Source organism: Candidatus Regiella endosymbiont of Tuberolachnus salignus (genome assembly GCF_964020115.1).
Lineage (GTDB): Bacteria > Pseudomonadota > Gammaproteobacteria > Enterobacterales > Enterobacteriaceae > Regiella > Regiella insecticola.
The window spans coordinates 148,566-162,329 of the sequence record NZ_OZ026542.1 but is presented as its reverse complement, the minus strand read 5'-3'; the positions used below and the strand labels follow the sequence as shown (position 1 = coordinate 162,329).

At 43.4% G+C, this 13,764-nt stretch carries 11 protein-coding genes; 2 read left to right on the top strand and 9 right to left on the bottom strand.

Going from position 1 to position 13,764, the window contains the following annotated elements:
• The first annotated feature begins 136 nt into the window (after window positions 1-136).
• A complete protein-coding gene (gene pssA, locus AACL30_RS00825) occupies window positions 137-1,492 on the top strand; it encodes a CDP-diacylglycerol--serine O-phosphatidyltransferase (RefSeq protein WP_339057477.1) in 1,356 nt (451 codons plus the stop codon).
• A gap of 230 nt (window positions 1,493-1,722) precedes the next feature.
• Here the strand turns inward: pssA and mukB are convergent, their stop codons facing one another.
• The 9 genes from mukB to nadK all read right to left on the bottom strand — a co-directional run bounded on the left by mukB (window position 1,723) and on the right by nadK (window position 12,869).
• A complete protein-coding gene (mukB, locus tag AACL30_RS00820) occupies window positions 1,723-6,186 on the bottom strand; it encodes a chromosome partition protein MukB (protein WP_339057476.1) in 4,464 nt (1,487 codons plus the stop codon).
• Between the two features lie 15 nt (window positions 6,187-6,201).
• On the bottom strand, window positions 6,202-6,894 hold the full coding sequence (gene mukE, locus AACL30_RS00815; protein WP_039907235.1) for a chromosome partition protein MukE: 693 nt from the start codon (window positions 6,892-6,894) through the stop codon (window positions 6,202-6,204).
• Window positions 6,875-8,320, bottom strand: coding sequence for a chromosome partition protein MukF (locus AACL30_RS00810; RefSeq protein WP_339057475.1), 1,446 nt, complete (start codon window positions 8,318-8,320; stop codon window positions 6,875-6,877). Before AACL30_RS00810 ends, mukE begins: the two co-directional genes overlap by 20 nt.
• 180 nt (window positions 8,321-8,500) lie before the next feature.
• Window positions 8,501-9,259 (bottom strand): 3-deoxy-manno-octulosonate cytidylyltransferase, encoded by a 759-nt coding sequence (kdsB, locus tag AACL30_RS00805; protein WP_339057474.1) that lies wholly within the window; start codon window positions 9,257-9,259, stop codon window positions 8,501-8,503.
• A complete protein-coding gene (locus tag AACL30_RS00800; protein WP_006706874.1) occupies window positions 9,256-9,438 on the bottom strand; it encodes a Trm112 family protein in 183 nt (60 codons plus the stop codon). The genes kdsB and AACL30_RS00800 overlap by 4 nt, the downstream gene beginning before the upstream one ends.
• Before the next feature lie 182 nt (window positions 9,439-9,620).
• Window positions 9,621-9,956, bottom strand: coding sequence for an outer membrane protein assembly factor BamE (bamE, locus tag AACL30_RS00795; RefSeq protein WP_006706875.1), 336 nt, complete (start codon window positions 9,954-9,956; stop codon window positions 9,621-9,623).
• Window positions 9,946-10,068, bottom strand: coding sequence for a hypothetical protein (locus AACL30_RS00790; RefSeq protein ID WP_339057473.1), 123 nt, complete (start codon window positions 10,066-10,068; stop codon window positions 9,946-9,948). The genes bamE and AACL30_RS00790 overlap by 11 nt, the downstream gene beginning before the upstream one ends.
• 141 nt (window positions 10,069-10,209) lie before the next feature.
• Window positions 10,210-11,874 carry a DNA repair protein RecN gene (gene recN, locus AACL30_RS00785; RefSeq protein WP_339057472.1) on the bottom strand — a complete coding sequence of 555 codons (1,665 nt, stop codon included), beginning with the start codon at window positions 11,872-11,874 and terminating at the stop codon, window positions 10,210-10,212.
• Between the two features lie 101 nt (window positions 11,875-11,975).
• Window positions 11,976-12,869 carry an NAD(+) kinase gene (gene nadK, locus AACL30_RS00780; protein ID WP_339057471.1) on the bottom strand — a complete coding sequence of 298 codons (894 nt, stop codon included), beginning with the start codon at window positions 12,867-12,869 and terminating at the stop codon, window positions 11,976-11,978.
• Window positions 12,870-13,102: 233 nt separating this feature from the next.
• On the opposite strand from nadK, the gene grpE reads away from it, so the two are divergent.
• Window positions 13,103-13,732, top strand: a complete 630-nt coding sequence (gene grpE / locus AACL30_RS00775; RefSeq protein ID WP_339057470.1) for a nucleotide exchange factor GrpE — start codon at window positions 13,103-13,105, stop codon at window positions 13,730-13,732.
• Window positions 13,733-13,764 lie beyond the last annotated feature (32 nt).

The following is a 13,764-nucleotide window of genomic DNA, read 5'->3' as shown; positions in this document are numbered from 1 at the left end:
GGCGGCTTCAAAGACGAAGGGGATACAAGAGATTTCGAACAGACTCTAAGAGAGATAAGGACTAAAATTTTTCGCACATGGCTGATACGCATTGAACAATTTATGATTTATAACATAGAGAAAAAGACCTGCTGTGATGTTGTCAAAATTCAAACGTGCTAAATGCCTGCACCAGCTATGCTGCCTACCTAGGATCCCTCAGATAATCAATGATGTTCAAACATTGTATTGCCCTAAATCTTTCCGTTCTAAACTGTTAGAGTTAATTGCTCAAGCCGCTCAATATATTTGCTTAGTTGCCCTGTATTTTGAAAAAGACGAAGCAGGTAAAAGCATACTCAATGCTTTATATCAAGCAAAAAAACAACGACCTGAATTAAAAATTTTTGTCTTGGTCGACTGGCATAGAGCACAGCGTAGTCGTATCGGCACGGCTGCGATCAATACTAACGCAGATTGGTACTGTGAGATGGCAGAACAAAATCTAGCGACTTCTGTTCCTATTTACGGTGTCGCGGTCAATACACGTGAGGCGTTAGGGGTGCTGCATTTAAAAGGGAGCATCATCGACGATAACGTCATTTACAGTGGAGCGAGTATTAATGATATTTATCTCTATCAAAATGATAAATATCGCTATGATCGTTATCAAGTAATCAAAAATTCAATGCTAGCTAAAGTGATGCGAAGCTACATTGAGCAAGAAATTTTAAATTCGGGCGCTGTACAACGCCTAGATCGTCGTGATCGCCCTAAGAATTCTGAAATTAAGCATGAAACTAAAAAATTCCGTGTTAAGTTGCGGGAGGCAAGTTACCAATATATCAATCAAGCCAATCACGATGAATTGGCAGTGACCCCCTTGGTGGGATTGGGGAAAAAAAACCTGTTAAACAAGACTATTAATGATCTCATCTGCTCCACACAACAACGGCTTATTATTTGTACTCCATATTTCAATTTACCTTCATTACTTGTACGTAATATCACTACTTTATTGCGAGAAGGTAAACAGGTTGAAATTATTGTCGGCGATAAGACAGCCAATGATTTTTATATCCCAGAAGATCAGCCGTTTAAAATTATTGGCATACTCCCCTATCTCTATGAAATCAACCTGCGACGCTTCTTGAAACATCTACAACGTTATATAGATAGTGGGCAATTAACTCTCCGATTATGGAAAGATGGCAATAATAGCTATCATCTAAAAGGCGTATGGGTAGACAATAAATGGCAACTGATAACCGGTAATAATTTGAATCCACGTGCTTGGCATCTGGATTTAGAAAACGCGATTCTTATTCATGATCCTAAACAGGAAATGCACGAACAACAAACGAAAGAATTGGCTTGTATTCGTAAACATACCCGGATCATAACCCACCATCTTGAGTTAGAAAATATTTCACAATATCCAGTTAAAGTACATAAAATGATCCGCCGTATGCGCAGGATCCGGATCGATCGCTTAATTAATCGTATCCTTTAATATTTCAGTTATTTCTCCAACGTTTTTTATTGGTTCAAAAAAGAAAATTATTCTATCAGTGATATGGCCGAATCAGTTTAATTTGATTCAAGGCGGAGTAGCACAGACAGTACAAATAGTACGACAAGCGACGACAACACTATTTTTAGCTAAGCCTTTGTAACGCACTTTTCTAAAGTTGAACTTATTCTGGCCTAATAAATTTTTCCTTTCTTTAGTGTCCAAATTTATTAGGCCAGAATATCAGCAACAACAGCAAGCTGAGGAGGCGAGTTAACAAATCCACGTAAACCAACCACATGAACATGTTCATGACGATTGAAAACTTTACGCACCAATTTATAAGTGGTTCCTTTTTCAGGACTGATATTCTCGGGGGCTGCAATAATTAATTGCATTTCTAACCGCGCACAAAGTTCAAACAAGGTCGCAATAGACTTTGCATCCAATCGCGCCGCCTCATCAAGAAATAGCAAACGACAAGGTGAAATATCTTTACCACGTAAACGCTGTGATTCTTCTTCCCAACTTTGCACCACCATCACTAAAATCGACATCCCCGTACCGATCGCCTCACCAGTTGACAGCGCGCCACTTTCGGCGCGCAGCCAACCGTCAGCACCGCGATAAACTTCTACTGCTAATTCGAGATAATTACGGTAATCGAGCAAGGCTTCACCGATGGTCTGTGCGGAGCGCTGGCCAGGATCCAGCTGCGGATTCAAACGTTGATATAATTTCGCCAACGCTTCGGAGAAAGTCAGGCGGTTACTGTTGAATAAATCCTGATGTTGTTCTTGCTGCTCGGACAACACCGCTAATAAAGTCGCATGCGCTTCACGCACATTAACATTCAAGCGCACACTTTTTACCTGACCAAAAGAAACAGCACGTAATCCCTGATTTAACATAAGGATGCGGTTCTGCTCACGTTGAATCGTTTTACGGATAATATTAGCAACGCTTTTACAACTGATGGCCAATATGTGCTCTCGGGCATTCAATTCTTCAGTAAGGCGAGCCAATTCAATTTCCATTTGCTCGATGGCATCAATAGGATCATCCGTACGGAGAATATCTTGGCGGATACGTTCACGTAAATGCTGATAAACCGCGCTATAAAAGACAATTTTTCGCTCTGGACGTTTGGCATCTTCCGATGAGCGTAATAAATCACGCAGATATTCATTTTCTGCCACCGCAGGGCGTAATGCTCCCAATGCTTTATCTGACATAGAACGCAGTTCATCAGCGCTCTTATACGCCAATTCACGCCGATGCAGATGGCGTTCAACACCGTTGTCTTTCACCATCCTCATCACTCTGCACCAACCCGATTTAGCCTGCACAATCTGCGCACGCATTTGATGATAATCTCGGGTTGATTTGCGTTGTTTTTTTTCTAAATCCTCTATCTCTGCTTCACAACAAATCAATTTTTTTTCTAACTGATTACGTTGTAAGCGGACAGTGCGCAACGCCGTCTGGAGCTCATCACGGCGCCTAAGCGCGCGCGCCTGAGCATCGCTATCTGCCTGTACACCAATGTCTTTTAATTCCTGTTCTAATTCTCTGAGCAGATCACTTTTTGCTTCATAAGCGCTTTTGAATGACGCCAACATGTGCTGATTTTGCGTAAACTGGGCTTGATTCTGCCGTAATTGCTCACGGGCGTGGCTACGTTCAGTTTCCGCCTGTGCCAAACGTTGACGTAATTGATCATTCAGATCCGTGCTTTCTGTCACTACCTGGGTCGAATCAGCATAGTTAAAATGCGCGCGTCTTTGCACCACTTCACTTAAAGAAAAAACTTGTTTTTTGAGCAAATGCTGTTGCTGCTGAGCCTGGCTATAATCGTCTTGTAATTGTTGATGCTGTTGTGGATCACTCTGTAATGCCGCAAGTAGTGGCTCCAGTTTGGCCAAAGAAGCTCCCTGTTGTTTAATGTAGTGAGCGGCCTGCAACGCCTGTTCATGATCGGCAGTGATTTCTTCTATCTGATGTTGCAAACTGTCGTCGCGCAGTAACGACACCAGAGGGACTAATTTGTTAAGGCATAAAATAGCGGCTTTGGTCTGTTCAAACTGTTGCTGATGTTGCCGATGTTGCTCTTCATGGGCGCGTAAATTATTTTCTATTTCGCTGCACTGAATAGTGAGTAGCCGAATTTTCTCTTCAGGATCAGCATCAAACACCACCGACAAATGAGACGCAACAAAACAGCTAAATGCTTGATGTATACGCTGAGCCTTTTGCATATCAAATGATAATGTAGCGTAGTCTGTCTTTAAAGCATCACGGCTCTTACACAACGCCTTACAGCGATTTTCACGGGCAACACGACCAAATAAAGGCACGTCAGGATAGCGAGAATAGCGCCATTGACGATCAGCGGATCTCACGAGGATCGCTTTTTCCTGCGCTTCAAAAGTAAAAAAATCTTCATCAAATGATTGAGGATCGCCCTCAATTAAATAGAGGTCGTCTGGTGCCTCTGCCAAATTTTGTAACTTATCACGTATCAACGAAAGGTTTGGCACAACAATGCCATGGCGGGCAGGACCATAAAGCGCAGAATAATGAGGCGCATCATCCACAGCGATATCGTCATAAATTTCAGATAGCAGCACCCCTCCCAAATACTCAGCGAGGGAGACTAAGCGAGGATCTTCTGCGCCACTGGGTTGATTTAATCGCTCAATTTGTGTTTCAACTGCCCGTATTTCGGCGGCGATTTTATCGCGTTCAAGCGTAACTTTACGTTCACGCTCAAACCATTGCTGCATGTTTGCACTCACCTGATCACTATTTTCCAGTATCGCGCCATTTTGCTCACTGAGCTTATTAAGTGCCTCCTGTGCTGCTAGCCAAATGGGTGCCAGGGTGATCAATCTTTGTTTTTCTTGTTTAAACTGATCCAGCTGTTGGCGCATGGCCATCCGGCACTCTGCCACCTCGCTAACATGGTGCTCGAATTTGCCAATTTGCTGCTCTAGACTCAATTGCAATGCAACCAACTCATCGGCTTGATACTGCTTTCCCTGACGTTGACAAAATGCTTGCAACATACGTTCAGCATCTTGTTGCGCCTGCAAACGCAGTCTCAGCTCTGATAAGCGGATCTGCAAGGGTTGGATCCGCTCTGCTAGATGCTGTTGAGACGGCCAACGGCGTAATAATTCACGCGCTACTGACCAAGCTTCAGCACGATCGGCTGATCCGCTGATCTTCACGACCAATTGATAAGCTTGCTCAAATTGGTGGTGAGAAGCCGTCGCGATAGTCAATTTTTGCTGCAATTGCAGCAAAGTGGCCGTGGCTTCTTTGTCAGAGAGGTGAAAAGTCTCCAGCCAATGCTCTGCGTTATCGGTGGTTAATTCTGGCAATTGACATAATGCACCGGCGTTTTTTAGTGCCTCCTGTGCCTGCTGGTATTGAATGGCACGGGTTTGCTGAACATCTAAAGCTTGCTGGTAGTCCGCTAGCTGGCTTTTTAATTCATCCACTTCATTTACCGCCGCTTCTACCCGCATTTCATTTTCTGCCTGCCGCTCACAGGCTTCAACCACTACGATATTTTGTTCCTCGAGCCGATAACTCAGCTCTTCCAATTCTTCTTGATAGCGCGCTATTTTTTCTTGCTGACGCATAGCACTTTGCACTAAATTCAACTGTTCGTTGGCAGCTTCGTAATCGGCTTCTCGTTCTAACTCGGTGGCACTTTGATCTTTGAGTTCTTTGGCGATTTCGGAATGATGATATTGTTCCGCTAACCCTTTTTTACGCTGAGTAAACAGATCACGACGCAGGACTAATAGACTATCTAAATGACTACGACGCTCATTAATATGGCGCATATAATCAGCCGCAACATAGGAGGTCGATTCTGCAATCAGATGTTTAAATAAATCTCGATCCGATTGCGTCGTACGAATGGCCTCCAATGTCATCCGGTTTTCACGTAACGCCGCCTCCATATCTTGAAATGCTTTACGTACCCCGCTATTTTCCGGCAATAAATAATCACGTAATGAACGTGTGATGGCGCTGGAGATCCCACCGTATAAAGAGGCTTCAATGAGGCGATAAAATTTACTACGATCAGCAGCCGAACGGAGTCGTTTGGGGATCACCCCCAAATCAAACATCAGCGAATGGTAGTCAGTAATAGAATTAAATTGCTTGAACTGTACCCCTTCCATGGCTTCTAGCCGATTTTTTAGCTCGGGGAGAGACAGTACACGCGCCTGCTGATCGGCCAATATTTCTGTCAGCAACTGGGTAGGCTGGCAAGCAGCCGGCAATCCTTGGATAGTAAACGGCTTGATATCAACTTTACGATCACGTCCTGCCACCTGTTGTAAGCGAACACCGAGCAATATGCGCTGATGGCGTGAATTCATTACATAGAGCGCGGAATAACAAACACCAGCACGTAACTTACCATGCAGACCTTTGTCACGCGATCCTGTCGTCGAGCCGGCTTCCGTGGTATTACGAAAATGCAATAAGGTGAGATCGGGGATTAACGCGGTGATAAAGGCAGCCATGGTAGTGGATTTACCCGCTCCGTTTCCGCCTGATAAGGTAGTGACCCACTCATCGAGATCAAAGGTACGAGCAAAAAAACCATTCCAATTAATCAATGTCAATGAACAAAATTTACCGCGTTCGATTTTTCCTGATTTTATCATTATTACTGATCCTTATTACTCATCCTTTTCACTCTGCAGTCTGTCATCAACTTCGACCACCGTATTTTCCAGCACTACCCCTTCACTCTGTTGGATCATCTGTAATTGAGCTGTTTGGGGATCATCGCCATTACGTACATCGGCACCAAAACGAAACACTGCTTCAGTAATACGAAATTGGCTACTGTCATGACTGATAAAATAGATCATGCCTAAACGGCGCAGACGGTTAAGAGAAGCGCGTATTTTTTCTTGTAGCTTCTGTTTATCTAAATCAGAGCCTGCCGAGCGTTGATTCACCCATTTAAGCAATTTGCTTTCATCAACAAGGGCGATAAGTTCTTCATACAATTCTTGTTGGCTAAAAATGCCTTGATGCGCCAAACGCTCTGGACTGAGATAAAGATAGCAGAGCACTTTACCTACCATCATGTCTAATTCAGACAAAACAGATCGGGGAATTAAACTGGTAGAGCGCGCTCTTAAATAGAAAAAATTTTCCGGCGCATGGATCAAATCGACATTATAGCGACGATAAAATACTTCCAATTGCTCCTGAAAATCGGTCAAAAAAGCATGATTGTCCAGTTCATCAGCGCCAATATGGCGACCAGCACGCAGCTGGCTATCTAAAGAAGGAAAAAGTTGACTCGCCAATGCTTGCGCCAACTTAATGGGCATAACGGGTTCAATATCGGTCGATGACATGTGCCTGCACCTCAGCTCCGTAATCATTAATCGCTGACCATTCTGGCGCTAAGCCAGAAAAATCGGCGGCCGCCACGCCAAGGCGAATCGCTTGGTCAACGAGGATACGCGCGACATCAAAATGACGTGCTTGTGGATATTGTGCCAAATAATCGCGTAGGATTTGCCCCAAATTCAGCGGGGTTTCTTGGCGGGGAAAGATAACTAAGGCTTGAGTAATGGCGGTGGTGAGCTGTTGGCAAATTTGATTAAATTCTTCAAATTCTAGCTCCGGTGGTAATTCTCCCCTCACCTCTTCACTGCATAATGCCGCCCCTTCATCCCGCATGTCTAACATACGGTCAGCATTAACGAAAGTCAGTGCCCAGGGGTGCGAAAAATAATTTTGGATGGATTGCCTCAGTCGCTGCGCAAAAACACGGTTTTTATCCATATCAATCGCGGTACGGATAAATTTATGCACATGACGATCATAGTTGATCCATAAATCGATAGCCTGTTGTCCCCAACCAATGATCCGATCTAGTTTATTTTGTAAGCTAGCAACAAGATGCGTTATCCGATCTAATTTTATATCCCCTTCGCCTTTGAAGCCGCCGCGGTGTTGGCTGCGAGTGTTCGCCTCATCAGGTAGTTGTCTACGCTCATCGGTCTCACACTCTGGCTGCCTAGCGGCAACTTCAAGGGCTATGGGTATATTACCTAGGGTAGCATCTTGGATCCGCAGTAAATGGGTCTGGATTTTATCACCCACAGCAGACAAGGTATCTTGCAATTCACGCAACATCTGCGACGTTTCCGCAAGCAATGATTCACAGCTCGCAATAGCCGCGCGCCAATCTTGATTCAACAGTGAGGCGATCTCTTCTTTTACCGTATTTTGCTGTTCATCGAGTAACCGTTGGCTGATGTCAATACTGTCAAAAATTTCCGCGACCGAATATCTCAACGGTAGAAAAACACTGTGTTGCCAATGGCTGTCATCACCGGGCTCACAGGCCGCCAACGCTACGCGATGTAATTCTTCAGCGACCCGCGCTAATTGCGTGGAGAGACGCAGGGCTGAAAATTCACGTTGCCGAATATAATAATTGGTAATACTAATCCCCAGTGGCGTCAAACGGTAAATGGCATGACCCTCTGCTAAATCACTGCTAAAACGGTTTAGCAAACGCTGACGCACAACATCATTAATGGCATTATTCCCGCGTATCAGCAAGGTTTCCGGCGCTTGTTCAAAACCTTTACTCACATGCGAAAATGCCTCAATCAATTCGCCTTCACTCATTTCGCTGTCCAGCCGCTCACTGTTAAGTAAAGCAATGGTTAACAAAAAGGCTAAACGTTCAGGCGGGAGCGTAATTGAAAAATCATTTTTTCGCGCCCAAGCCACCAGCTCGGGTACCGTCTGGGAAATTTCATTCATATTCACTCGTTATGGATTCGAAAAAGGTTTCGTACATTAGACCTCTTCGGAAACCTACTGCGTGACGCGGATCCTGCGTTGCCCGGTGCGCGCAATCCTCATGTACTTATGGCAATGAAGGTTGCTGTGCGCCGGACGCCTTGACTCCGCATAACGAACTACGGTTTCCAAAGAGGTCTATTACTGTGCACCACTGAGAATTGATCGCACCTTTTGTAAATCTTCTGGGGTATCGATCCCGACAGCTGGAGCTTCTTTTGCTAATGCTACATGAATTTTTTCACCGCGTGACAAAACACGAAGCTGTTCAAGCGATTCTATTTTCTCCGATTTACAAGGTGCCCAAGCCACATAACGACGGATAAAACCGGCTCGATACGCATAAATGCCAATGTGCCGTAAAAAGTGCCCTTCGATATCTTCATGTTTCGCTGGGTGATACGGTTTTCCGTTGCCAGAAATAGGCGCACGAGAAAAATAAAGCGCATAACCGTCAGCATCAATTCCTACTTTCACCACGTGCGGATTGAAAACCTCTTCACTATGGTTAATAGGAACTGCCAATGTAGCCATTTCAGCGGCACAATTGGTTAAATTTTCTGCAACTTGCTGGATAATACAGGATGGTATGAGTGGCTCATCGCCCTGAACATTAACAATAATATCGTTATCCTCAAAACCATAATGCTCAATAACCTCAGCTAACCGTTCAGTACCTGATTGATGATCAGAACGTGTAAAACAAACTTCCCCTCTCGCCTTTTTTACCGCCTCCAGGATATCCGCATGGTCAGTGGCAACAATCACCCGTTTAGCCCCTGATGCTAATGCACGCTCCATCACATGCACAACCATCGGCTTACCATGAATATCAGCCAAAGGTTTAGCGGGTAAACGGTTTGAAGCATAACGGGCAGGAATAATAACGGTGAATTTCATGCCAGTTTCTCATCAATCTTGATAGCACGGGCTTCATTGGCTAATAGTACCGGGATCCCATTGCGCACAGGATAAGCCAATTGCTCAGCTTTACACACTAGCGCTAGATTTTTTTGATCAAAAGATAATTTACCGTTACAAATGGGGCAGGCAATAATTTCAAGTAAACGGCGATCCATAATCCCTCCTAAATATACCAGCGAGCACCAGAGATTTTTAATATACCCTTCGCCTTTCAAGTTACGGCGGCGTTGGCAGCTCGCACTCATCCTCTGTCATGTACTACTTGTACACTCCTGAGATTCGCTTGATTGCCGCCTTGCCGTAACTCGAAATTCATTGGGTATAGACGCTAAGAAGTCTATTTTTCTATATTAATCAGAGCACCATCAGCATCAAACAATAAGGTCAGTGTTCGTTGTGTTATTTTTTCATGGCCAGTTTGCTGACGAAAAACATAGAACCAGGTTCTGCTACCAAAAGGATCGCGTAACATGGGTGTACCTAGTATGTAGGCAACCTGTTGTTGTGTCATGCCTTTCTCTATTTTTTCCACGTCATGATGTGATAGATAATTACCTTGATTCATATCAGGCCGATAAACTACTTTTTCCAATGTGGAACAACCAACAATCAGCATCGACAGTAACAAGGGAGCAATAATCAACAGATTACGGTGAAACATTTTACAACACATGGTTATCAGATTCCTTTTTTGACAAAGTATCAGCGAGCACAAGCAATTTCAAAGTATACCCTTCGTCTTTGAAGCTGCCGCGTTGTTGGCTGCGGGTTCTCACCCGAATCACGTAGTAGGTCTACGCTCATCGGGTCTCACTCCCTGGCCGCCTAGCGGCAACTTCAAAGACAAAGGGTATAGAAGATCATAATAGAGCTTATCCTAGTTTAAAACCTTTGCTTACGTCTCCTTTTACAAATAAAAATTTGCATTAGACCGCCAATAATTCTTTTGCATTGGCTAATGTATTTTTTGTGATTTCTCCGCCACCCAGCAGACGCGCGAGCTCTTGCAATCTATCTTTGTTATCCAGTTTATCCATTCTAATTTCAGTTCCCATACCATCAGTTTGTTTACTAACAAAAAAATGTTGATGACCACAACCCGCAACTTGTGGCAAATGAGTGACACACATCACCTGAGTGAATTCACCTAATTGACGTAATAAGCGTCCTACGATTGCCGCCGTTGGGCCGCTAATACCCACATCTATTTCATCAAAAATTAATGTTGGGGTCTCCATTTTACGTGCGATAGCAACCTGAATCGCTAATGCGATACGTGAGAGCTCTCCTCCCGAAGCGACTTTATTTAATGGCTGTAATGGCTGACCGGGGTTTGTTGTAATACCAAATTCAATACGACTGGCTCCATCAACACACAGGTGCTCTGGTTCAAAAAATGTCGTAATAGTAAATTGACCATGCGGCATAGCCAGTTGCTGTATCCTTTTTGTCACTAAAGCTGCTAATTCCTGCGCATAATATTGCCGTTTTTGATGTAATTGATCGGCCATTGCTAACGCATTTTGATAACAGATATTGACCTGTTGGCTCAATTGTTCATGAGCCTGCTCTTGTTGCGCCAAAAATTGCTCTTCTTCTAATAATTGTTGATGGAATTGTGGTAGTTTTTCAGGCTCAATACGATGTTTGCGGGCTAAATTAAATTGACTTGATAACTGTTGTTCCAGATCAGATAACCGACTCGGTTTTACATCCAATTGTTGAATATAACGACTCAGTTCACCACTGATCTCATTAATTCGAATATTAGCTTCATCGAGCATGCTTAGCATATCTTGAAAATGGCTATCCATTCCCTCCAATTCAGTTATTTTTTCCTTAACGACATTAAGTTGACGCAAAATATTTTGTTGTTCGCCTTCCGAGAGCAGTTGCAATGCTTGTTGGCTCATTAATAACAATTGTTCGCGATCAGCTAAACGTTTGTATTCTTTATCTATCTGTTCATATTTCCCCGCCTGCGGCGCAAGGGCATTTAATTCTTGGAGGTGATACTGCAACAGTTGCTGGCGAGAGCTTAGCTCAAGGGTTCGTTGCTGATGCTGTGCCAATGCTTGACGGCTTTGTTGCCAGGTAGAGTAAACCTCTCGCATCTTGGCTAATAATACGGATTGATCGGCATAAGCATCGAGAAGTTTTTTTTGATGAGTAGATTTGAGTAATAACTGGTGAGCATGTTGGCCATGAACCTCAATAAGCAACTGGCCTAATTCACGTAATTGAGAAACAGGCACGGCGATGCCATTGATAAAAGCCCGAGAACGCCCATCGACACCTATAGCACGTCGTAATAAACATTCATCACCATTATTATCTAAAAGATTATCTTGCAACCATTTTAGAGCAGAAGAGGTATCGGTAAGTGAAAAACGCGCACAAATATCAGCCCGTGTTGCGCCCGATCGAACCATATTTCCTTCTAAGCGCGATCCTAAGCATAAACCCAAGGCATCAATAGCAATAGATTTACCCGCTCCCGTTTCCCCGGTAATCGCGGTCATGCCAGATTGGAAATCAATTGCTACCTCACGCACAATAGCAAAATTATTGATGGTTAGTTGAGCCAGCATGATAAATCTCCTGTATATCAATACATGTCTGTATCACTCATTTTTATAGCCAAATCATTTTAATTTGACGAAGGGTATACAATAAGACCCGCGATACTTTTTCAAAATAATGTCTTCGACCAACCTAATTTTTTATTTAACGTATTAAAATAACAATAATTTTTAGGATGAATTAAATCGAGATAAAACGCGCTACGGCGTATCCAAATCTCTACTTCTTCATCCTTTTGAATGGGAAGTTCAATGTGGCCGTCACAAGTGATTGCTAAATCACTACCCAAAACTTTTAAGTAAATCGTACTGCTACTACTCATCACCAAAGGTCTTGCCGAAAGGGTATGTGGAAACATAGGCACTAGTACCATTGCATCCAGTGTCGATGTTAAAATTGGCCCACCGGCAGAAAGTGAATAAGCTGTAGACCCGGTGGGTGTGGCAATAATCAGGCCATCAGAACGTTGAGAAAAAGCGAAACAATCGTCAATATAAACTTCGAATTTAATCATATGTACTTTTTTAGCGGAATGTAGCACAACTTCATTGATCGCAGTACGAGTGCAATATTGCTGATTGGAGTCCCGGACTTCAACTTCTAATAAAAAACGTTGTTCACTTGAGTATTCACCAATGAGCACTTTTGATAGCTGCTCTCGCGCCTTACCCGGATCTAAATCAGTCAAAAAACCAAGATTTCCTCGGTTAATACCGATAACTTTAATATCGGATTTATGCAATATTTGAGCGGCTCTCAGCATATTACCGTCACCACCAACGACGATAGCCAAATCCGCTTGTTGTCCAATTTCAGCCAGGCTGGCACCAATAGCACCTTTTAAATCGGGCTCCTTGGCAATATGCTCTTCTACAAGAATAGGATAATCAGATTTTAGCCAATGGTATAACATTTTATGAGTATCCAATGCACGCGGCTGACGCGGTTGACCGACAATAGCAATACAATTAAATTTTTTCGTCACTGTCGCTTCTTTCCTCATAGATATATACCCAATGAATTTCGAGTTACGGCAAGGCGGCAATCAATCGAATCCCAGGAGTGTACAGATAGTACATGACAGAGGATGATTGACCGCTGACAACGCCGCCGTAACTTGAAAGGCGAAGGGTATATTTTTGTTCCCCGACACTATTATCAATTCCCTTGAATCCACTGTTTTCATCCCCATAATAAACAAAGTTGCGAGATTAATGCTAACACTCGGAGATATCTATGAAGAATGACAATAAAAAACAGCACCCCCCTATCGATAAAACTGTAGAAGAAAAAAATGCACCCGCCATCGAGCCGCTAACAAAAGATAGTCCAAAAGACAATGTTGCTGAAAACAATGCTGCCGATGATCCACGGATCGCCACATTAGAAGCTAAATTAGCGGCATTGGAAACCGAATTGGCTGAAGCCTTGAAAAGAGAAAAGGAATCTGAGCCACGTCATCAGGCTGATATCGCTAATATGCTCCGTCGAACTCAAAACGATATCGAAAAAGCACACAAATTCGCGCTGGACAAATTTACCACTGCATTATTACCTACCCTGGATAATTTAGAAAAAGCGTTGGAAACAGCCGATCATGCTAATCCCGCATTAGCCGCAATGATTAAAGGGGTTGAGCTTACGCTGAAATCTTTTCAAGATACGATCAAAAAATTTGGCATTGAAATCATTGCTGATACTAACGTGCCACTGGATCCTAATTTGCACCAGGCGATGGCTTTAGCTGACTCAGAATATCAACCCAACCATGTGGTGACGGTAATGCAAAAAGGCTATAAGCTGAATGGCCGTTTGTTACGTCCCGCGATGGTCACCGTCAGCAAAGACAGTAAAGAAAAAACATAAGATTTATTCTTTTCTTAAGCTGAATCAGTCTC

What these genes read in the sequence shown, in the direction of transcription:
- kdsB (WP_339057474.1), bottom strand. Translation starts at nt 9,259, where the DNA reads ATGAAATTCACCGTTATTATTCCTGCCCGTTATGCTTCAAACCGTTTA.
- nadK (WP_339057471.1), bottom strand. Translation starts at nt 12,869, where the DNA reads ATGAGGAAAGAAGCGACAGTGACGAAAAAATTTAATTGTATTGCTATT.
- recN (WP_339057472.1), bottom strand. Translation starts at nt 11,874, where the DNA reads ATGCTGGCTCAACTAACCATCAATAATTTTGCTATTGTGCGTGAGGTA.
- AACL30_RS00810 (WP_339057475.1), bottom strand. Translation starts at nt 8,320, where the DNA reads ATGAATGAAATTTCCCAGACGGTACCCGAGCTGGTGGCTTGGGCGCGA.
- mukB (WP_339057476.1), bottom strand. Translation starts at nt 6,186, where the DNA reads ATGATAAAATCAGGAAAAATCGAACGCGGTAAATTTTGTTCATTGACA.
- AACL30_RS00800 (WP_006706874.1), bottom strand. Translation starts at nt 9,438, where the DNA reads ATGGATCGCCGTTTACTTGAAATTATTGCCTGCCCCATTTGTAACGGT.
- grpE (WP_339057470.1), top strand. Translation starts at nt 13,103, where the DNA reads ATGAAGAATGACAATAAAAAACAGCACCCCCCTATCGATAAAACTGTA.
- pssA (WP_339057477.1), top strand. Translation starts at nt 137, where the DNA reads ATGTTGTCAAAATTCAAACGTGCTAAATGCCTGCACCAGCTATGCTGC.
- mukE (WP_039907235.1), bottom strand. Translation starts at nt 6,894, where the DNA reads ATGTCATCGACCGATATTGAACCCGTTATGCCCATTAAGTTGGCGCAA.
- bamE (WP_006706875.1), bottom strand. Translation starts at nt 9,956, where the DNA reads ATGTGTTGTAAAATGTTTCACCGTAATCTGTTGATTATTGCTCCCTTG.